The sequence below is a fragment of the Dolichospermum sp. FACHB-1250 genome (assembly GCF_014696335.1).
GTDB lineage: Bacteria > Cyanobacteriota > Cyanobacteriia > Cyanobacteriales > Nostocaceae > Dolichospermum > Dolichospermum planctonicum.
In genome coordinates, this window is sequence record NZ_JACJPZ010000035.1 from 1 (window position 1) to 19,831 (window position 19,831).

The window sequence follows — 19,831 nt, forward strand, 5'->3', positions numbered from 1 at the left end:
TCAGTTGCCGTGAGTTGTTTCTCTCCCCGGCACTTATTCAATATATCAATCCTGCCGGTTATTGTCAAGGGTTTTTCAAAACTTTTTTTAAATCGGGTGAATTTAATTTCTGATTTTGGCTATAAGCTTTATATGGTAAGGGTTAGACAAATTTCAAAATAATCAATCTATGGGATGCTGTCCATAATAGGGTAGAGCCTCGGACCAATGTGGGTGTTTGCCTTGCCGCCACTTTAAATAAGCTAATTCCAAAATACTGTTAACAGTGGCGGCTAACTGAGATGTAGCCGAAATTAACTGATAACTGGTATGCCAATTAGCAAGGGTTTCTTGCCATGCGGCTGGGGTGAATACTGTATCTGGCAACAAAGCAGTAAGGCTGGAATTATCAGGGGTTGGTTGATAAATAGCACCAAAAATCTGTCCCCTTTGTCCTGGCATTTCTACTGCAATTATTGGATATTGGTAATTTCGCGTTAGGGGAGTAGTATTTTTAATTTTAGCCGCAAAACTACAATGGTTGTGTGAGCTATGTTCTTGCCAAGCTACTGCAGCTAGAGTGGAAATGGTAAATACTGGAATTTTTAGCTGTTGTGCTAGTGTACGAGCGGTGACAATACCAATGCGAGTTCCCGTAAAACCACCAGGTCCTTGGCTGACGGCGATAAATTCCAGGTCTGCCCAGGTTCGTGGTTTAATCATATCCATCAGGTATTGATGGATATGACTAGATAAGTCACGCCCTAAATTCCAAACTTGAGATTGGGTATGATCTGCAAAGTTGCTAATTGCCAAACCTAGTTCTGGTGTGGTGGTGTGCAATGCTAAAGCGTATTTATTTAGTGGCAATATGGTCGTCAAAGTAAATATATTTTATTTGGGGATGGAAGCTAGGTAGCTTTGATTTTGGGCTTTTAATTTAATATTAATGGAGTTTGTGAGAATTGGTGTTACTGGTTGGAAATATACTGTAAGATAGATTTAATAGTATAATTGAATGCTAATTTTAGCATAAATACCAGATAATACTAATTATAACTAATTATTTATAACTTATTTATAACTATTTATCCGTAACTTTGATAACTTTTATTTACATATAAATTATTTGATACTGAAATAGAAGATACTTAACTACGAAAACTGCAAATGTTGTTATGATTTCAGAAATTAAGTCAAAAAATTTTCACAGGAGGAATTTCCTTTGTCTCGTCGTTATTTATTTACTTCCGAGTCAGTTACAGAGGGTCATCCAGATAAAATCTGTGATCAAATTTCTGATACGATTATTGATGCGCTACTCGCAGAAGACCCTCATAGCCGTGTGGCGGCAGAAGTTGTAGTTAATACTGGTTTGGTGCTAATTACTGGAGAAATTACCACCAAAGCTCATGTTAATTATGTCCATCTTGCCAGAAAAAAAATCGCGGAAATTGGCTATACTGACGCAGATAACGGCTTTTCTGCAAATAGTGCCAGTGTTTTAATAGCATTGGACGAACAATCACCTGATATTGCTCAAGGTGTCAATGTAGCCAAAGAAAGCCGGACTGAGGATAGTGAAGAACTATTTGATAAAATCGGCGCTGGTGATCAAGGTATCATGTTCGGTTTTGCTTGCAACGAAACTCCAGAACTTATGCCTTTACCTATCAGTTTAGCGCACCGCATTGCCCGGAGATTGGCAGGAGTTCGCAAAGCTGGTATTCTCCCTTACCTGCGTCCCGACGGTAAAACCCAGGTCACGGTAGTCTATGAAGATGGTAAACCTGTAGGTATTGATACTATCTTGGTTTCTACTCAACATACAGCTACTATTGGCGATATTAGCGATGATGCTGAGGTACAGGCAAAGATTAAAGCTGACCTGTGGACGGAAGTAGTAGAACCTATATTTGGTGATATTACTATTAAGCCAAGTCAAGAAACCAGGTTTTTGGTTAACCCCACTGGTAAGTTTGTTATTGGTGGACCTCAGGGAGATTCTGGTTTAACAGGACGGAAAATAATCGTTGATACCTACGGTGGTTATTCTCGACATGGTGGCGGTGCTTTTTCCGGTAAAGACCCCACGAAAGTAGACCGTTCTGCTGCTTATGCTGCTCGCTATGCTGCTAAAAATATTGTCGCGGCTGGTTTAGCACAAAAGTGTGAAGTACAGCTAAGTTATGCCATTGGTGTGGCTCGGCCTGTTAGCATTTTTGTTGATACCTTTGGTACGGGTAAAGTAGATGATGAAATTCTATTAAACTTAGTTAAAGAGAATTTTGAACTCCGACCAGCGGGAATTATCCATGTGTTCAATTTACGTAACTTACCAAGTGAAAGAGGCGGACGTTTTTATCAGGACGTTGCGGCTTATGGTCATTTGGGAAGAACGGATTTGGATTTACCTTGGGAACGTACGGATAAGGTAGATGTGTTAAAGCAAGCAATTAATTAACATAATTCGGGTTTAATTGCTTAAGTAGTTAGTTTGACAACAAAAAATTATACTGAGGTTATGGATAATTTAATTATCTATAACCTCTTTTTTAATTGAGTTGTAACTCACACAAGTATCATAATTCCTAGACTGTAGTTGGGACTTATTCCTATCTCAGAGACAGTAAGGGAAGAGAATCAGGGATAAATCCGGTAGTACAAACAAAATATATTTCCTTTTGTGAAACAAACTTAAAATGTGTAAATTTAACTGCCTAAGTTGTACTGCATTTAATTTGTATGATTCTAGCGGGCAAGACTTGTACTGAGATTGGTCGAAGTATGCCCGCACCACAACATCTAGCTAGATTAGGATTATCAAATTTAGATGCGTAACAGCTTAGTCCCAATCGGGAAGAGTAGTTCCATATTCTCCACCAATACCGATTCCTGTGTTATATATACCAGCATCGGTAATATTAATATTATCCATTGATGCTTGATAGACGTTAGAATCGTGAATGGTTGCCCGAGTCAGGTTGGCGTTGTTGAGATTGGCTTGTTTTAGGTTAACATTGGTAACAAAAGCTGATGTTAAATTAGCACCTGCTAAATTTGCTCCCGTCAAGTCAGCACCTTCTAAGTTAGCATTTGTCAGGTTAGCACCTTGAAGGTTTGCGCCCCGTAAGTCAGCACCAATCAAATGAGCACCGCTGAGGTTGGACCCTGATAGATTACACTGAATACATTCTCTGGTTGACAAAAGTTTCTGCAAATCTTGTTTGCTTCCAGCTTGAACTGAATTAGCTAGAAACAGGGGAGTTATCAAGGCCATAGCGGCTAATAGTTGGAGTTTCATAAAATTTCCCCCTTTATAATGGAGTTATGTCCGTTCTTGCCCTCACGCCTTTATTGTCTCACTAATTGGCTGGAGAATGTTGATTTAAATGACAAGCTTGATATTTTTTCACAAATGGGCAAAATATAGAGTTAGGATCTAGAGGATAATTAACCGCAGATAACCGCAGATAACCGTAGATAACCGCAGATAACCGCAGATAACCGCAGATAAGTTATCAAGAAATCTGGTGAAAATTAAATGCGCGTAACCACCAAACCCTTGTAGAGACAATTTATGAATCGTCCCTATAATTTTTTTTATAAGATATCTATTCAGTAAATCCCGAATTTATTCTCTCTCTTCACATTTATATCTGGTAAAAATTATATCTGGTAAAAATTTCAGTTCAAATGAATCATTAATGGGAGGTGTAAATCTCCCATTACCCATGAAATTATTTTGTCGTCTTATTAAACCAGATAAATAGTATTCGGCACAATGGGAAATATTGCATATTCATACCAAGCTGTCCAGATAAAACTCCGAATCCAGCGTTGACGTTTTTCCAAACTTAATTCATACTCAAATGTACCAGAAGATTGATCAATGGAAGATAGATGAGAGTTGCAACCGCAGCCATGTTGATAGGTAAAACCGTATTTGGAGGCGATACTTTGTACCTTCATTTGCATGGCAAATACCTTACCTGCGTGTAGTATAGCATCCCAACTACGTTTATGTTCTATATCTCGTTGATCAAATCTTAAAGCTCTTTCTTCAAATACATGATCTCGATAAATTGGCGCTAAATGGACATGATAAAAACTTGCTGGTAGATCATAACCAAATTCCTGGAAAAGTTCTAGTCCAATACGCGCTACTTTGATTTCGTCACTGTATTTACAACCTTTTGATTCCAAATTACGCAAAACTTCTTCAAAGTTAGGATAATTATGAACTATAAAATCATGACCATAAAATTCTAGGGTTTCTCGTGCCATTTGCCCAAATAGCTCTGAAAATGAGCGTTTTAAATGAAATAATTGGGGACGTTCATTAAACAAGTCAACATCACCATATTGCAGTTTATATTGAAATAACTGCGCCATTTCCACATAGATTTTTGCATCACTGAGTTTAACATTTGCCCTACCTTTAGCAATATCTTGCCACACAGAAGGTAATTGAGAAAGGGTAACGGCATTTTCACCAACAATGACTGCAATATTAGGGACTTCTTGAAGCTGCATATCCAATTTCCACAGAGATTTTAATTAACTAATTTACTATAAATAATCTCCTTTTTATTTTATTAACAGAATTAAAAAATGTTTGACAGACTGTCTTTTGACATTCCACTTCTAAGTAGGTTAGGTTGACCCAAGGAAACTCAACATTTTCGGAACTTTGTTGGGTTGCGCTGTCGCTTAACCCAACCTACAATGTATTCACAAAAATATATTACGGTTAACTACATTTTCAAATATCTTTTAATATCCGTTGTCGGACTCGTTCTATAATTATTCTCTCTTCAGGTGATAGCCCATTAAACAACATTTCATATATTAATGGTACACCCAATTCTAATTCTTCTAAAAGTGTCCGTTGGCTAAATACATCTTCTGGTTTTCCTTCTAGCATCAATTGTCCTTTATCCATAACAAAAACCCAATCTGCCCAGCGATATACTAAATCTAAATCGTGGGTGGCCATTAATAAAGTATGACCATGTTGATGAATTTTTTTGAGGGTTATCATCAAATTACGAGTATGTTTAATATCTAAATATGCCGTTGGTTCATCTAATATTAAAAGCTGCGGTTTTAGTACCATAATATCAGCAATGGAAACTCGTTTTTTCTGTCCTAAACTGAGATGATGTACTGGTGTTTCTGCTAAATTAGTTAATTCAAATTCACGTAATATATGTTCTACTCGCTGTTTAATTTCTCCTGTGGGTAAACCTAAATTACATAAACCATAAGAAATATCTTCTTCAACTGTAGAAGCTACTAATTGTTGTTCAGGGTCTTGAAATACTAAACCGACTTTTTGCCGGATTTTACTGAGATAATGGCGATTATAAATTAATGCTTCACCACACCATTTGACAATTCCAGAACTTGGTTTATATAGTCCATTAGCCAGTAAGAAAAGTGTGGTTTTACCACAACCATTTTGACCAATTAAGGCACATTTTTTACCAGAAGGAATCCTCATGGTTAAACCATTTAAAGCTGATTTTTGTGAACCTGGATAGGTGTAATAGACCTGATCAAATTCGAGTAAATATTCCTGCATTTCGGCAAATTTCTAATCCTATTAATATTACACAGCCACAAATTGCTTCAATGGTATATCGTGGAGATAAACGATAACGTCGGGGATGCCAAAATCGCAATTCACCAGCGAAACCTCGTGCTTGCAATCCCAGAGAAAATTGACTATATTGTTGTAGAGTTCGCTGCAATAATTGTCCGATTAATAATGCTAAACTTTTCATGCTAGTATGCCAATTACGATAGCCATTACGAGAATTTTCTGCTGTCCACAATTCATTGGCTGTTTTTAATAAAATGAAAATAAACCGATACATTAGTAATAATAAATCAGTTAAAAGCACTGGAAATCTTAACCAACGTAGAGTTTGCAAAATTTCTGTAAACGGGACAGTTAACATGAGAAAATATAAACAAGAAACAGAAGCTAATGCTCTAGTTAAAATCCCCCATGCTTGAATGCAGCCACTCCGACTGATATAAATATAGAAGTCTCCAAAATTTAACCCATAAAATGAATCTAATTTCACAATTTCTAGATGAGAAATTTCAACTCCATTTACCATTAATGCTGGTAAACTTGTCAAACAAAAAACTATAGTGAATATTAACAAGCGCCAATAAACTCCAGCCGGAATTTTTGCATAAATTACTGTCCAAATACTCATCCAAATTACTATCAAAATTTGCACTAGAGGATGACTACAAAGAGAAATAATCAGAGTGGTAAATGCAAAAATGAGTTTATGTTCTGGTGGTAATCTTCGCAGTTGATTAGTGTAAGCTAGGGTATCTAATTTTAAAGTCATTCTTAACTTCTTTCTCGTTTTGAACGTCCTTTATATACACCAATTGCGTAACCAACTACTCCCGCACCTAAAGCTGCTTGAGAAGCAAATAATAAACTGGCTATTTCCCCACTAGCTGGTGTAAATGGTGATTGAAACCAAGGTTTATATTCAGGTTGTATTTCTGTAATAGCGGCTTTAGCTTTGTCATCAGAACCGCCGAACTTTCCATGAGGCACAAATATTAATGGTGCAACTCCTAAGGCTAAAACTGCTAATATTAAAAACCAGTTATTTAAACTTTTATTAGATTGATTCATTACCGTGATTTCTTCCCTTGATTAATTGCAAAAGTTCCAATTCTTGAGGATTATAAGATTGTAACCAGTTCCAAACTAAGACAGTTAGTAATCCTTCACTAATTGCTAAGGGTACTTGAGTAAGGGCAAAAATTCCCGCGAATTTGGCAAATGAAGCGATAAATCCACCGACTGGTGCAGGAAAAGCCAAGGCAAGTTGGATAGAAGTGATAATATAGGTGAGTAAATCTGCCAAGGTTGCTGCTAAAAAGATGGCGATTTTTTGTTTACTACTCAGCCGCATTGTGGTATTATATATCCAGTACGCTGCATAGGGTCCAGCGATCGCCATGGAAAAAGCATTTGCACCAAGTGTGGTCAAACCACCATGGGCCAGTAACAAAGCTTGAAATAACAATACCAAGCTACCCAAGACTGTCATAGTCAGAGGTCCAAACAGCACCGCACCTAATCCCGTTCCTGTGGGGTGAGAACAGCTACCGGTGACAGAAGGAATTTTCAACGCTGACAGGACAAAGGTAAAAGCACCAGCTAAACCTAATAAGAGTTTCAATTCTGGGTTAGCTTGGGTAATGCGAGTTAGACTACGCAATCCTAAAATGAAAAATGGTAATGTTACAACCCACCAAAAAATTGCCCATTGCACTGGTAAAAAACCTTCCATAATGTGCATTGCGTAGGCAGGTTTGGGGAAACCAACTACCAAGTAAAAACTAATAACAGCCATTAGGGTGAGACTAACTAATGCCTGTTTTTTTCTGGACATAATCTGTACCTCGCAGATTTATATAAACGTAATTCTATCGGTGGGCATTCTGAATTACCATATTTTGGCTCACAGTTGCGGGACAGTGCCGGACTTGCACCAGACTTTCCCCCTTACGTCCAATAGTGCAGCGAGGTGTTAGCCATTGGCTGCTCCCCATCAGAACCGATGGTAACAACTATATCATTATTCCCAATAGAACTTAATTCTCTATACAACTTAGACAAAATCCGGGTGCTTTGTCACCCCAAATTTTCATCGCCAGCGTGCAAGATATAAGATAAGTTTTATAGAGTGGAAAATTAAAAAAATGACTAACAAGCGTTCTGGAATCTTTATTGGCGGTTTGATGATAGGGGCAGCTATCGGCACTTTAGCCGGTTTGCTAGTTGCTCCCCGCACAGGCCGCGAAACGCGTAAACTTCTCAAAAAATCCGCTCATGCTATCCCTGAATTAGCTGAAGATATCTCTACCAGCGTACAAATTCAGGCAGATCGTATTTCTACTAGCACCCTGCAAAACTGGGATGAAACTGTAGATAGACTGCGGGAAGCGATCGCAGTTGGCATAGATGCTACTCAGCGCGAAAGCCAAGGCTTAAGTCAGAAAAATACTGTTGATGTTAGCAGCATCCCAGACAAAACCGATAATTTGACTCAAAAACTAGAACGTTCATAAATGAGATAACAGTGATTGATCCTTTATTTTGGTTGGGACTATCTATCCTCTTGGTTGCTGCTAGTCTCACAGCCGTTTTAGTGGCATCTATACCTGCTTTACAGGAATTAGCCCGTGCCGCTCGCAGTGCTGAAAAATTTTTTGATACTCTTTCGCGGGAGTTACCACCTACTCTTAATGCTATCCGCAACACCAGCTTAGAAATAACAGATTTAACTGATGATGTTAGTGAAGGTGTCAAAAGTGCCGGTCAAGTTGTCAAACAATTTGATCAAAGCCTAAATACTGCCAAAAAACAAGCAGAAAATCTTCAAATCAGCACTCGTAGTGTTTTAATTGGTATTAAAGCTGCGTGGACAAGTTTCAATCGGAAAAAACCTGCTAAAAGAAGTGCCAGAACCCTAACTAATCAACAATAAATTACCAATAACATCACAGTTATCTCCAGTCCCTAATTTCTAAATCAGGTTTTGTTGATCTATCTAACGAATATTAGAGTAAAGTAAAGAAGTGTAAAGAAGTATCTCTTTTACGTGACTCTTTGCAAAGCACTTGTTACATTATCCTGTTAATAATAGTATAAAAACGTTCATGCACCTGTGTTCTTGGCGACGAATTTTAGTATCAATTGCCTTATTTTGCTTTGCTGGGTCAATCTGGGCAATTAATTCTCCATCAGCCCTAGCTTATGAAAATCCCGATTTATTACCGGGCTTTGTTACACCAGTAGTAGATTTAGCAAAAACTCTCCCTGACCCCCAAGAAGAAAAATTAGTTAAAGAATTAGACCAGTTTGAAGCTGATACTGGTTGGAAATTGCGCGTTTTAACGCAGTATGACCGCACCCCAGGTAGAGCAGTAATTAAATATTGGGGATTAGATGATAAAAGTATTCTCCTAGTCGCGGATGCCCGTGGTGGTAACATTCTTAGTTTTAGCGTAGGTGATGCAGTTTATCAATTCTTACCCCGCACCTTCTGGATTGAACTACAAACCCGCTTTGGTAACTTATACTTTGTCCGTGAACAAGGAGAAGATCAAGCCATTCTCCAGTCCTTAGATTCAGTCAAAGGTTGCTTACTTAAAGGCGGTTGTAATGTAGTTCCTGGACTCCCTAGAGAACAATGGATACTCACCCTTGTCACCTCCGCTGTCGGTGGAATTATTTGCGGTTTTGCCGCTCAACCCCGCAACGATAAACAAATAGTTGCTTGGCAATGGGCGTTAATTTTTTCACCCTTATGGGGAATGTTATTTATTGCCTTCGGTATTGCTCCAGTTATTACCCGTACAAGTGACTGGTTGCCTCTAGTTCGCAATATTTCCGCCTTTGCTATTGGTGCTTTAGTGGCTTATTTATCCCCTGTTTTTAGTCGGCCTCCTTCGGGGGCTGAATCCTGAGAAGTTTAGGGGACTGGGGAATAGGGTATTCTCTACCCCCCTTTTCTTCCTGAACGACGGCGAGGTCTTCTTTCTTGGTTCGCACGTAAACGCATACTAACTTCATTAAAGAAGTCTCGTCGGAGATATGGATAATCACTTACCCATAGGTCACGACTAGGAATATATATATCACTAAATTCTTCAATTGTGCTTAAATCAGCACGATTTGACATGACCACCATTTCGGCTATTTGACCACGAGTAATGGCTTTGTGGGCAGGACGTAGTGGGGCTTCAAATTCAACACTAAATCCTGTGTCGTCACCTATTTCTAGGTTAATCCGCTTTTCGCGGTTTTCAATAATTACTAACTCACCTTTACTGTTGACGGTTTCCTGTTTGCCCATTAACCGATCTGTAATCCACCAATCTAGCACTCGTCCCCGGAAAAATCCACTGTATTTGTAACGGCGGCATTTTCCATTGCGGATACTTGCCTGTAATATGGGATACCATAGCCAAAAGAAAGCACCAAATACCCCAAAAAAGAATATGAACCCAAATTCCAATCTAAACAAAAATTGTATCAGCAGTAGCACAGCCATGGTAACTACGGAAATTAATAGCCGCTGCAAAAAATTACTAAACTTCCCCCAATAGTATTTATATTGTGGTCCAGAGGCAATTAGGGGAATAATTTGTTCAAATTTTTGCCGAGTTAGGGGAACAAGCATATTTTAGATTTTGGATTTTGAATTTTAGATTTTGGATTGGAAAAATCGCCAATCGAAAATTTCTCACAGATGATTGCTGAGTGTTTTACAGTATTTTTTCTAGTCCATATACTAACGACTTTAGCTGGTTAACTTTGCGTATGGCTAATAATACTCCTGGCATATAACAGGCGCGATCGCTGGTATCATGACGTAAGGTATAAATCTGCCCAGCGGCACCAAAAATCACCTCTTGATGGGCAATTAGTCCTGGTAAGCGCACACTATGAATTCTAATCCCTTCATCTGCTAAACTGCCTCTAGCTCCTGCTATTTTCTCCGTTTCTTCCACCATAGCAGTGTTAAAAGTTTTGCCCAGTTCTCCCAATAGTTGAGCAGTTTGAATGGCTGTACCGCTGGGAGCATCGGCTTTTTGGTTATGATGGAGTTCGATAATTTCTACATGATCAAAATACTGAGAAGCTCTAACAGCCGCTTCTTGTAGTAATACCATACCAATAGAAAAGTTGGGAATAATCAAACAACCGGTACTGGCTTTTTCAGCAAAATCACTTAATTCTTGAATTTGTGCGGGACTTAAACCTGTAGTTCCTACAACTGGACGAATTCCATAGGCGATCGCACTGCGAATACTGTTATATACCACATCAGGATGGGTAAAATCAACTAGTACACCTGGCTGCATCTGTCTTTCCCCAGCCACATAGGCCAACATAGGTTCTAACTGATTGCTAATTGGTACTTCTAAGGGTTCACTTAAACCCGCTAGTTCTCCAGCGTCTTTACCTTGATGTTGCGGAGTAGTATCAATTGCACCCAGTAGAGTCAAATCAGATGCTTGGGCTACTGCTTTAATGACCTCACGTCCCATTTTACCAGCCGCACCATTGACAATAACTGGGATAGAAGCTTGATTGCTCATAGATTTAACAATTATTTTCAATTCAACAATAAAATTGTCTCACAAATGCAAGTCTGACAAGAATAGACTTTAAATGCTCAACAGCTTATTTAGTAATTTCTGTGTACGGGCGAACGGCCGTTCGTCCCTAAATAGTATTCTTTAAATAAGATATTGAGTATGTATATTCAACAGTTCCATTAATTTAATCCGTGCTATACTGTATGGTATTTATTGGCAGTGGACATCAAAATCAAAATAACGAAAACAGGCGTTAGATATGGTGAATTAGCTCAATTCGGCTATACATGGTCTCTAATACTGGAAATATATAGCTTTAACGAACTTGACTATCAGTGGATTTAAGTTAAACTGAAAGCGTCTTAATTTGATCAAGTACAATTCAGACGGATAGAGGAGGTAAAAATGTGAATTTTAGTAACTGTGTCCAGAATAGTGGGTAATATAAGTACCAGGAAAATTTAAATTGAATAGTTTGATACTTCTTAAATCATCGTTATCCACTAACCTGGAGGAGATAACTCATGAACGAATTCATAAGCAACCGAAAATTGTAATAAGTAGTTTACAATGCCAATTAGTGAGAGAATCTAAAGAAAATATAAAATAAACTCAAATGACTGTGGTGTCTGGAGGGCAAAAGTGTTTTTGAGACTAGCAAACGAACATAGACAATTTGTACAAGATTTGGTAATGAACTTGAAAGCCTTGGCGGTTGTACTAGAACGGCACGGTTATCCTGCTTCCTGCTATACTTGTGGCGATCAGATGAACAGCGCATCCTTTATGGTCAGCTTAGGAGACAATCATTTAATTCGCTTTTTAGTCTCAGATTATGGGATTACTTGGACAGAAATGCGTGATGATCGTGAATTAATGAAATTAGAAGGTGCAGAAGCGATTAACCAGTTAGAAGAACTAGCTACCCTCGTCAAACAGTCTATACAAAAGTCTAGAGATACTGAGTATTCATCTCCGACAGGTAAACGCATTTTACAGAAAAGTTCAGGAAGGGTGAAAACCCAACCATAACAACTTGAAACTATGTTTGGGTTGAAAGTTGTTATTTCGCACTAGGTTCGAGAATGACAAACCAATCTGTCTACTGGCTATAAGTCATAAATTATAAATTATAATTTATAATTTATATTTATCAGCCAGCAATCAAATTCTTATCACATTGAAGGCTACGGGCATTATATCTGATAGCGCGGCGTGACCTTACCCATAGACCAGTTCTGAAAATGTTAAAGATGCTGATCATTCATTATGCTTTACTGTTGATGTGACAGTTTTTGGTATAGCATATTTATATTAACTTCTAGAAAATCATTATCTTTGAGAATTTGATACAAATTCACATTTTCCTCTAACAAACAAGCATGACCGCTATTTGGAAGGATAAATGTTTTGCTATTTGGTAAAATACTAGCCAATCTGGCGATTTCGGTAACGGAAGGTAATAAGCGATCATTTCCACTACCAATAAGTAAAACTGGTTGTGTTAACTTTTGCAAATCTTTTTTGTCAATTTGAAAATCTCGCAATAGGGACAACCGCCAGTTTACAGTCTCTGGTGGAATCGAACCCATGGACGCGAGAAGTATTTGGCGCTGGCTTTCAGAAACGCGCTCTAATGAGGCCAGAAATGGTAACAAAGCTAATGAACCAACATTAAATAATAATGATGGGACAAACTGAGTAAGCTGGGATATCCAACTAAACCAGGGCTGATGCAAAAAAGAAGAAGCGGGATTAATTAAGATAATGCGCTTAAATAAATGTGGTGACTGGGTTGCTACTTTCATCGCTAAACAACCACCGAAGGATTCACCACAGAGGTATATTGGCCGTTGACGGCTTTTTTCCAGTTCACCATGAATCAAATCTAAAACATTTCTGGCTAAAACATCCCAAGTACCAAGATGGTTTTTGGATATAGCCAAGCAACGAATATCTAAACCTATTGATAATTCAGGGATTTGGGCTTGTAACAATTGACCAGTGCCATCCATTCCTGGTAAATAGATAAATAAAGGAGCATCTGACTGTACTGGTTTTGGAGTCAAAAAACAAGGTTTCAGGTCAACGGCTGGCATTTTGCGGCTTTTTTTTAATCTATTCTATCTTTAACTTTACCGTTTCTCTGATGCAAATGGGGATTATGGCATATTTTCTTTTTGTCTCCTGCTAAAATCAACCTTTCCAGACAAAAAACAACCCACTCTGAAACCATGATTACAGAATTTCTAGCAATTTGTATTCATCATATATAAATATGTGAAAGCGTCAAATCCCCCTAACTGGCAATAATGTCACCTTGGCATTACACATAATACTATAGCATTCCGCAACGATTATGCACTTAAATGACATTGGATTACCATATCTAAAGTAGTGATAAATCTCTATATTGCTAGTGGTTAATCTACTGACAATGCTCAAAAAATTGCAGTTTATCTTGATGTATTTTGAAAATTTACTGACTATAAACTTATAAATATTTTCAGATAAATTTCGTCAAAAATATCAGACAGGAAAGCTGGGTTAGGAGTCACCCAGAAACCTTGTTCAGGAAACTCCAAAAAATATCTAGAAATTTCTTGTAGTCGGGGACAAAAAACCAGCTAATCATCAACTACAGGTATCTTGCTGATCCCAGAAGACGGGATAGTTTATTTTTTGTGATGCCCTAAATCATTAATCTCAAACAAAATCATTGCAGAAAATCCTGAATATTGAAACTAATACTCTTGTCATGAATTGGAGAATTTTATATGCTCAATTTTATGCACATCATCATCTATATTGCTGGAATTTGCATTAGTGTATTCTCTGTGACTACCAATGAAATAAACAGGTTTTACCATGATTATTAGTAACTGCTTTCCCAAATTTGACAAGAAATCATTTAGGAGTTTTATAGAAGTGATGAAACAATTCTCAATTCCATAAATTTGTTACGATTAAGGAGTAATTTAATAAAAAACCGTAGCAATGTTATATAATTGCCTAGTTTTATCTAGATAATCTAGATGATTAAGAGAGAAAACTGATTAATAATTTGCTTTTATTGTCCATGAATTTAGTGAATAAAACAGAAAAGACTTTTGCACTGACAACACCGCTATATTATGTCAACGATGTCCCCCATATTGGCAGTGCTTATACAACTATAGCGGCAGATGTCATAGCCCGGTTTCAACGCTTACAGGGAAATCAAGTTTTACTAATTACGGGTACAGATGAACACGGACAAAAAATCCAGCGTTCAGCAGCCAGTTTAGGAAAAGCACCGCAAGATTTTTGTGATCAAATTGTTCCTAGTTTTACAAGATTGTGGGATTTACTCGATATTCAATATGATCGCTTTAGTCGGACTACTGCACCCCGTCACGAGGCCATAGTTAAAGAGTTTTTTCAGCGAGTTTGGGAAAATGGTGACATCTATCAAGGAGAACAACAAGGTTGGTACTGCGTTTCCTGTGAAGAATTTAAGGAAGAACGGGATTTACTAGAAAATAAACGCTGTCCCATCCATACTACCAAAGAAGTGGAGTGGCGGGATGAGCAGAACTATTTCTTCCGTTTGTCTAAATATCAAACTCAGTTAGAGGAATTTTACCAATCTCACCCTGATTTTATTCAACCTGTGAGCAGACGAAATGAAGTTTTCAATTTTGTCGCTCAAGGTTTACAAGATTTTTCCATTTCCCGGGTAAATCTTGACTGGGGTTTTCCTGTACCTGTAGACTCTAAACATACATTGTATGTGTGGTTTGATGCTCTACTGGGTTATGTAACAGCATTGTTAGAACCAGACGCAGAACCAACTTTAGCTAATGCTTTACAGACATGGTGGCCAATTAATCTCCACTTGATTGGTAAAGATATTTTACGCTTTCATGCTGTTTACTGGCCAGCAATGCTGATGTCAGCAGGTTTACCTTTACCAGATAGGGTATTTGGACATGGTTTTTTAACTAAAGACGGTCAAAAAATGGGTAAAACTCTGGGTAATACCCTTGATCCTATCACTTTAGTGGAAAATTATGGTAGTGATGCCATTCGTTATTACTTCCTTAAGGAAATCGAATTTGGGAAAGATGGCGATTTTAATGAAATAAGGTTCATTAATGTTTTGAATGCAGATTTGGCGAATGATTTAGGTAATTTGTTAAATCGCACTTTAAATATGGTGAAGAAATACTGCTCTAGTCAAGTACCGTCCATAACCCAAACAACTATTCGGGCTGAAAATCCTTTAAAAATCATCGGGTTAGAGTTGGGAGAAAAGGTGAAACAAGCATATACAGCGTTAGCTTTTAATGAAGCCTGTCACTATGTTTTATCTCTGGTACAAACCAGTAACAAGTTCATTGATGATCAAGCCCCTTGGTCATTATATAAACAAGGTAAACAGGAAGATGTGGAACTGGTGCTATATGCGGTTCTGGAATCTGTCAGACTAGCAGCTTATCTTCTCTCACCAATTATTCCTAATATCAGCAGTGATATTTATCAGCAATTAGGCTGGGGAATTAATTTTAATGAACAAAAAGAAAGTGCAATTTTAGCCCCTTTTTGTACCCACTCAACATGGGGAATATTATCCGATAAACAACAATTGGGGACACCCAAACCAGTTTTTAAGCGGATAGAAACATCAAAATAAAAGATTAATTTTGGGAACTGCTAATTCCTTCACAAAACTATTCGGGGCTGTACTGTCACTAATGATAGCTAGGAAACTGGATCAATAATCAGGGCTTTTTCGCTGCTGATTTTATGACTCCTGATCTATCAGCCCCGGAGACTTATCATAAGCCATTCTAACAAATTATGTAGTTAGAAATTTCTATCATAACAGGAATAACAACACAAGGTATGACAACAATGTTGAATAATTTGGAAAACGACTCGATATTTACGCCAGAACAAGTTTTGGAAAATCGGGGACGGGTAGCTATCTTTATTGACGGCTCAAACTTATTTTATGCGGCGCTACAACTAGGAATCGAAATTGATTATACTAAGTTATTGTGCCGTTTAACTGGTGGATCAAGGCTATTACGGGCTTTTTTCTACACAGGGGTAGACCGGACAAATGAGAAGCAACAGGGCTTTTTATTGTGGATGCGTCGCAATGGTTATAGAGTCATTGCTAAGGATTTGGTACAACTACCAGATGGTTCTAAAAAAGCTAACCTAGATGTGGAAATAGCTGTTGATATGATGGCTTTAGTTGATTCCTATGATACCGCAGTTTTAGTCAGCGGTGATGGCGATTTAGCCTATGCTGTCAATTCTGTCAGCTATCGTGGTGTTAGGGTAGAGGTAGTGAGTTTGCGATCTATGACTAGTGATAGTTTAATTAATGTTAGCGATCGCTATATTGATTTAGAAGCTATCAAAGAAGATATTCAAAAAACTCCCCGTCAAAGTTACCCATATCGGCCATTGTCTAGTATGGGCTTTTTAGACGATCCTAGAGGTAGTGATAGACATCTAGAATTTCCAGAGTAATGCAATATTCACAAGACAGGGAGAATGGAAGACAAAACTCAAAACGTCAGCGGGGAAGTAAACATCGTTCCCCCCACTTCTATTCATTTTCACAGTTTAGATTACGAACAAATTGGGTTTACCTGTCTTTATCATTGTTCTTAGGGTTATGGTTATCTGCTTGTAGTAATCCATCTACACCTAACCAATCAAAAACTAATACTTCATCTCCAAGAGAAGACGAAACTAAGTTAACTTTTTTTGGTGTGGATTTAGAACAATTTGATCAGGTAGGGAGGCCGATTTGGAAAGTGAAAGCCAAAAAGGCAAAATACACTACAGATAAACAAATGGGTGAAGCGGAAAGTCCTCAAGGGGAACTCTACCAAGACGGAAAAGTTGTCTATCAAATTAAAGCAGAAAAAGCTGACATTAAGCAAGATGGTAAGCAACTTTTTCTTCAAGGTAAAATTGTGGCTAGTGACCCCCGTAATGGTATTGTTTTTCAGGGTAATGAGTTAGAATGGCGACCTCAAGAAGATTTATTAATTGTCCGTAATCAGTTAAATGGTAGCCATAAACAATTACAAGCAACAGCCCAAGAAGCTAAGGTAAAAACTCGTGAACAACGGGTAGAATTTTCAGGAGGAGTAGTAGCAAAATCTACAGATCCACAGTTACAAATGCGAACTGAGCATTTAATATGGCAGATTAAAGAGGATAAATTATTTAGCGATCGCTCTATCCAAATAGAACGATATGAGGATAACAAAATCTCTGGTCGCAGTCAAGGCAATGCTGCCGAAATTAATTTAAAAACTCAAATTGCAATTCTTCAACGACAGGCCAAATTAGAGTTAATAGATCCGCTAATGCAAATTACTAGTAACTCTATAACCTGGAATATTCAGAAGGAAAATATCACCACCAATTCTCCCATTCGTGTCTTCAAAGCTGCTGAGAATCTAACGATTACAGCCAATCAAGGAAAAATGAACATACCAGAAAACACTGTATATCTGACTGGAAATGTCAATGCAGTTGGACAACGTAGTCAGTCTTTAAAATCAAATCAATTGACTTGGTATTTAAATAAAAAGTTGTTAGAAGCCCAAGGAAATGTAATTTATCATCAAGTTGCACCAAAATTAACTTTTCAAGGAGCAACAGCCGTCGGTAATTTAGAAACAGAAAATATTGTCGTTAAAGGTGGTAATTCTGGACAGAAAGTAATCACAGAAATTATCCCCCAGGAAAATAGGTAATAAGGAAGTTGAGCAGAAATCATCTTCTCTGGCTTCCTTCTCCTGAGAGGATGTTTTAACAGTATATGGCACCCTATGGGCGAATATAAAAGAGCTTATGGCTTCACTAAGGGATACGCTACTACACAAGCTAAGTCCACCTGGGTGAAATCATGAAAAAATTAGGTTTTTTCTATGTAGACGCAGTTTATAAACGCTAAAAATCGTATTAACTTCTACCTAAAAACAGACAACGGACAGCTAACCTCTATACAAAATCTCATTGCGATTAGCTGCACCAAAATTTGGTAAAGAATTATCTAAATGAGGGACAAGGGTAGGGGGAATATCCGTAGATACTTCTAATTCTTTTTCTAAATGTTGGAGAAGTTTATCTTGTTCAGCCCGAAAAGCGGATATATTTCCACCACGGTTAATAATTGTAAACCAAACCAAACCGCGATCGCGTGTAGGTACAACTCCTGCTAAAGCACTAACATCATTAAGAGTACCAGTTTTCATCACGGTTGCCTTGGGCATATGTCGAGAGTGTATTGTACCTCGGTTATCCAGTCCCGAGGTCGGAAATAAATCAGCTAAAGTCAACTGATAAGAACTAGCTTCACGTTGCAATGCCATAAATATAGCACAAACGGCTCTGGGAGAAATCCGATTTTCCTTACCCAAACCAGAACCATTAATGAGGAGAATTTCTGACTTCGAGACTCCAGCAAGTTGGGCTGCTGTATAACTAACTACATCAGCACCTCCCACAGATTCAGCCAACATTTCCGCAATATCGTTATTACTAAAAACATTCATTTCCTTAATTATTTTTTGCAAAGGTAAGGAAAGATGACGTACCAGCAAAGTTTGTCCTACTTTCGGTTGAGGGTCTACCTTGATATTACCAGCAATAATAACTTGGGGTTTAGGTGTTCCCTTGGGCATAACAGAATATTGGAAAACCACAGAACGAGACCAAGTACGGTGATTTAGTGCTTGTTTGAGTAATTGACCCGCGAGTATTGGATTGCGTTGGAAATTCATCGCAAAAGCACCAGTAATGATTAAATTTCCCTTTACCTGCTTAATACCCATTTTATTCAGAGTATTTCCCAGCGCGATGGCCTCTTCCCCAACAAACATAGGATCACCAGTACCAGTAATCACTAAATCGCCCTGTACCACCCCATTTACCACCGGTCCAGTGCTACTAACTAAGGTCTGAAACTGGTGATTTGGTCCCCAAGTTTTAAAAGCCGCTAAGGAAGTAGCAATTTTAGTTAAAGAAGCAGCGGGTAAAGGTATAGTACCTTGATGGTTAGCCATTAACATCGGTCCCGACTGTAACCAAATCCCCTGAGAGGACATGAGATTTTGGTCAATTAATTTTGATGTAATTAAACCCTTGAGATATTCTTGTACGGTTATAGCTCCGGCCGGGCTAGGATCAGGGACAATAATGAAGCTAGGGCTACCTTGCCAAGCCAGTACACTCAAGGCTTCTAGAGGTTGAATTTGTACCTTAGCCATTTCTAGCCACAGAGAAAACAAACCTGATCCTAATAATTCCAGCATAGTTAAATTCCTCTATTTTATTTTTTTTGTGAATCATTCAAGTAATCTACTAACGTAATACGCCACGCCAGGTATCAGATGAAATCTGCTGTATTTTAACCATACGGTTATTTTCCTATTCCTGTCTTCCTTCGAGCCTTTGCGCCTTTGCGTGAGATGTAAAAATCGCAGTAGTTCCTAATTCCCAATCAAGACTACTCTGTGCGCTATATCTACGTAATTAGTCTCTATTTCCTATTCCTTGTTTCCTCTTTTCCTAATCACATCTACTAATATACAAGCCTGATTATATTTATCAGTATTAAGTCATAATAATTAGTATTATTACATATTTTTAAGTCAATCACATTACATGATATGAGTTC

General features: G+C 38.0%; 19 protein-coding genes and 1 riboswitch. Of the genes, 8 read left to right on the forward strand and 11 right to left on the reverse strand.

The window, feature by feature from the left end; all coding sequences use genetic code 11:
* Window positions 1-162: 162 nt before the first annotated feature.
* Window positions 163-870: a tRNA (adenosine(37)-N6)-threonylcarbamoyltransferase complex dimerization subunit type 1 TsaB gene (gene tsaB, locus H6F39_RS13405; RefSeq protein ID WP_137907591.1), complete on the reverse strand. Its 708-nt coding sequence runs from the start codon at window positions 868-870 to the stop codon at window positions 163-165.
* Window positions 871-1,204: 334 nt separating this feature from the next.
* Here tsaB and metK point away from each other — a divergent pair, with 334 nt between their 5' ends.
* The gene (gene metK / locus H6F39_RS13410; RefSeq protein WP_137907590.1) at window positions 1,205-2,443 is read left to right on the forward strand and encodes a methionine adenosyltransferase; all 1,239 of its coding nucleotides are present in this window, start codon (window positions 1,205-1,207) and stop codon (window positions 2,441-2,443) included.
* A gap of 381 nt (window positions 2,444-2,824) precedes the next feature.
* Here the strand turns inward: metK and H6F39_RS13415 are convergent, their stop codons facing one another.
* From H6F39_RS13415 to H6F39_RS13440, 6 genes are all read right to left on the reverse strand, one after another.
* Window positions 2,825-3,283 carry a pentapeptide repeat-containing protein gene (locus H6F39_RS13415; protein WP_137907589.1) on the reverse strand — a complete coding sequence of 153 codons (459 nt, stop codon included), beginning with the start codon at window positions 3,281-3,283 and terminating at the stop codon, window positions 2,825-2,827.
* A gap of 452 nt (window positions 3,284-3,735) precedes the next feature.
* Window positions 3,736-4,515, reverse strand: a complete 780-nt coding sequence (locus tag H6F39_RS13420) for a hypothetical protein (RefSeq protein WP_190372481.1) — start codon at window positions 4,513-4,515, stop codon at window positions 3,736-3,738.
* A gap of 229 nt (window positions 4,516-4,744) precedes the next feature.
* Window positions 4,745-5,566, reverse strand: coding sequence for an energy-coupling factor ABC transporter ATP-binding protein (locus tag H6F39_RS13425; RefSeq protein WP_137907585.1), 822 nt, complete (start codon window positions 5,564-5,566; stop codon window positions 4,745-4,747).
* The gene (gene cbiQ, locus H6F39_RS13430) at window positions 5,541-6,353 is read right to left on the reverse strand and encodes a cobalt ECF transporter T component CbiQ (protein WP_137907584.1); all 813 of its coding nucleotides are present in this window, start codon (window positions 6,351-6,353) and stop codon (window positions 5,541-5,543) included. Before cbiQ ends, H6F39_RS13425 begins: the two co-directional genes overlap by 26 nt.
* A 2-nt stretch (window positions 6,354-6,355) precedes the next feature.
* The gene (locus H6F39_RS13435; protein WP_137907583.1) at window positions 6,356-6,652 is read right to left on the reverse strand and encodes an energy-coupling factor ABC transporter substrate-binding protein; all 297 of its coding nucleotides are present in this window, start codon (window positions 6,650-6,652) and stop codon (window positions 6,356-6,358) included.
* The gene (locus tag H6F39_RS13440) at window positions 6,639-7,418 is read right to left on the reverse strand and encodes an energy-coupling factor ABC transporter permease (protein ID WP_190372479.1); all 780 of its coding nucleotides are present in this window, start codon (window positions 7,416-7,418) and stop codon (window positions 6,639-6,641) included. The genes H6F39_RS13435 and H6F39_RS13440 overlap by 14 nt, the downstream gene beginning before the upstream one ends.
* Before the next feature lie 21 nt (window positions 7,419-7,439).
* A riboswitch (cobalamin riboswitch) is annotated at window positions 7,440-7,603 on the reverse strand.
* Window positions 7,604-7,728: 125 nt separating this feature from the next.
* Between H6F39_RS13440 and H6F39_RS13445 the strand changes: the two genes are divergently transcribed.
* The 3 genes from H6F39_RS13445 to H6F39_RS13455 all read left to right on the forward strand — a co-directional run bounded on the left by H6F39_RS13445 (window position 7,729) and on the right by H6F39_RS13455 (window position 9,498).
* Window positions 7,729-8,097 (forward strand): YtxH domain-containing protein, encoded by a 369-nt coding sequence (locus H6F39_RS13445; RefSeq protein ID WP_190396857.1) that lies wholly within the window; start codon window positions 7,729-7,731, stop codon window positions 8,095-8,097.
* A gap of 11 nt (window positions 8,098-8,108) precedes the next feature.
* Window positions 8,109-8,516, forward strand: a complete 408-nt coding sequence (locus H6F39_RS13450; protein ID WP_190396858.1) for a hypothetical protein — start codon at window positions 8,109-8,111, stop codon at window positions 8,514-8,516.
* Between the two features lie 172 nt (window positions 8,517-8,688).
* Complete coding sequence (locus H6F39_RS13455) at window positions 8,689-9,498, forward strand: TPM domain-containing protein (RefSeq protein ID WP_137907580.1); 810 nt, start codon at window positions 8,689-8,691, stop codon at window positions 9,496-9,498.
* Window positions 9,499-9,530: 32 nt separating this feature from the next.
* Here the strand turns inward: H6F39_RS13455 and H6F39_RS13460 are convergent, their stop codons facing one another.
* Both H6F39_RS13460 and dapB read right to left on the reverse strand, forming a co-directional pair.
* Window positions 9,531-10,214 carry a phosphate ABC transporter permease gene (locus H6F39_RS13460; RefSeq protein WP_137907579.1) on the reverse strand — a complete coding sequence of 228 codons (684 nt, stop codon included), beginning with the start codon at window positions 10,212-10,214 and terminating at the stop codon, window positions 9,531-9,533.
* An 85-nt stretch (window positions 10,215-10,299) separates the two neighbouring features.
* Window positions 10,300-11,136, reverse strand: coding sequence for a 4-hydroxy-tetrahydrodipicolinate reductase (dapB, locus tag H6F39_RS13465; RefSeq protein ID WP_137907578.1), 837 nt, complete (start codon window positions 11,134-11,136; stop codon window positions 10,300-10,302).
* Window positions 11,137-11,778: 642 nt separating this feature from the next.
* Between dapB and H6F39_RS13470 the strand changes: the two genes are divergently transcribed.
* Window positions 11,779-12,168 carry a DUF1815 family protein gene (locus tag H6F39_RS13470; protein WP_137907577.1) on the forward strand — a complete coding sequence of 130 codons (390 nt, stop codon included), beginning with the start codon at window positions 11,779-11,781 and terminating at the stop codon, window positions 12,166-12,168.
* A gap of 242 nt (window positions 12,169-12,410) precedes the next feature.
* On the opposite strand, the gene H6F39_RS13475 is transcribed toward H6F39_RS13470, so the two are convergent.
* Entirely contained in the window at window positions 12,411-13,235 is an 825-nt protein-coding gene (locus tag H6F39_RS13475) for an alpha/beta fold hydrolase (RefSeq protein ID WP_137907576.1), read from the reverse strand.
* A 980-nt stretch (window positions 13,236-14,215) separates the two neighbouring features.
* On the opposite strand from H6F39_RS13475, the gene metG reads away from it, so the two are divergent.
* The 3 genes from metG to lptC all read left to right on the forward strand — a co-directional run bounded on the left by metG (window position 14,216) and on the right by lptC (window position 17,906).
* The gene (gene metG / locus H6F39_RS13480) at window positions 14,216-15,811 is read left to right on the forward strand and encodes a methionine--tRNA ligase (RefSeq protein WP_190396859.1); all 1,596 of its coding nucleotides are present in this window, start codon (window positions 14,216-14,218) and stop codon (window positions 15,809-15,811) included.
* A gap of 221 nt (window positions 15,812-16,032) precedes the next feature.
* On the forward strand, window positions 16,033-16,662 hold the full coding sequence (locus H6F39_RS13485) for an NYN domain-containing protein (RefSeq protein ID WP_137907574.1): 630 nt from the start codon (window positions 16,033-16,035) through the stop codon (window positions 16,660-16,662).
* The gene (gene lptC, locus H6F39_RS13490) at window positions 16,662-17,906 is read left to right on the forward strand and encodes an LPS export ABC transporter periplasmic protein LptC (protein ID WP_190396860.1); all 1,245 of its coding nucleotides are present in this window, start codon (window positions 16,662-16,664) and stop codon (window positions 17,904-17,906) included. The genes H6F39_RS13485 and lptC overlap by 1 nt, the downstream gene beginning before the upstream one ends.
* Window positions 17,907-18,146: 240 nt before the next feature.
* Here the strand turns inward: lptC and H6F39_RS13495 are convergent, their stop codons facing one another.
* Window positions 18,147-19,466, reverse strand: a complete 1,320-nt coding sequence (locus tag H6F39_RS13495) for a D-alanyl-D-alanine carboxypeptidase (RefSeq protein WP_190372477.1) — start codon at window positions 19,464-19,466, stop codon at window positions 18,147-18,149.
* Window positions 19,467-19,831 lie beyond the last annotated feature (365 nt).

Excerpts from the sequence above, each read along its gene's own strand:
- H6F39_RS13415 (WP_137907589.1), bottom strand. The coding sequence starts at position 3,283 with ATGAAACTCCAACTATTAGCCGCTATGGCCTTGATAACTCCCCTGTTT.
- H6F39_RS13460 (WP_137907579.1), bottom strand. The coding sequence starts at position 10,214 with ATGCTTGTTCCCCTAACTCGGCAAAAATTTGAACAAATTATTCCCCTA.
- H6F39_RS13420 (WP_190372481.1), bottom strand. The coding sequence starts at position 4,515 with ATGCAGCTTCAAGAAGTCCCTAATATTGCAGTCATTGTTGGTGAAAAT.
- lptC (WP_190396860.1), top strand. The coding sequence starts at position 16,662 with ATGCAATATTCACAAGACAGGGAGAATGGAAGACAAAACTCAAAACGT.
- H6F39_RS13445 (WP_190396857.1), top strand. The coding sequence starts at position 7,729 with ATGACTAACAAGCGTTCTGGAATCTTTATTGGCGGTTTGATGATAGGG.
- metG (WP_190396859.1), top strand. The coding sequence starts at position 14,216 with ATGAATTTAGTGAATAAAACAGAAAAGACTTTTGCACTGACAACACCG.
- cbiQ (WP_137907584.1), bottom strand. The coding sequence starts at position 6,353 with ATGACTTTAAAATTAGATACCCTAGCTTACACTAATCAACTGCGAAGA.
- H6F39_RS13495 (WP_190372477.1), bottom strand. The coding sequence starts at position 19,466 with ATGCTGGAATTATTAGGATCAGGTTTGTTTTCTCTGTGGCTAGAAATG.
- H6F39_RS13440 (WP_190372479.1), bottom strand. The coding sequence starts at position 7,418 with ATGTCCAGAAAAAAACAGGCATTAGTTAGTCTCACCCTAATGGCTGTT.
- H6F39_RS13475 (WP_137907576.1), bottom strand. The coding sequence starts at position 13,235 with ATGCCAGCCGTTGACCTGAAACCTTGTTTTTTGACTCCAAAACCAGTA.
- H6F39_RS13425 (WP_137907585.1), bottom strand. The coding sequence starts at position 5,566 with ATGCAGGAATATTTACTCGAATTTGATCAGGTCTATTACACCTATCCA.
- dapB (WP_137907578.1), bottom strand. The coding sequence starts at position 11,136 with ATGAGCAATCAAGCTTCTATCCCAGTTATTGTCAATGGTGCGGCTGGT.
- H6F39_RS13435 (WP_137907583.1), bottom strand. The coding sequence starts at position 6,652 with ATGAATCAATCTAATAAAAGTTTAAATAACTGGTTTTTAATATTAGCA.
- H6F39_RS13485 (WP_137907574.1), top strand. The coding sequence starts at position 16,033 with ATGTTGAATAATTTGGAAAACGACTCGATATTTACGCCAGAACAAGTT.
- H6F39_RS13455 (WP_137907580.1), top strand. The coding sequence starts at position 8,689 with ATGCACCTGTGTTCTTGGCGACGAATTTTAGTATCAATTGCCTTATTT.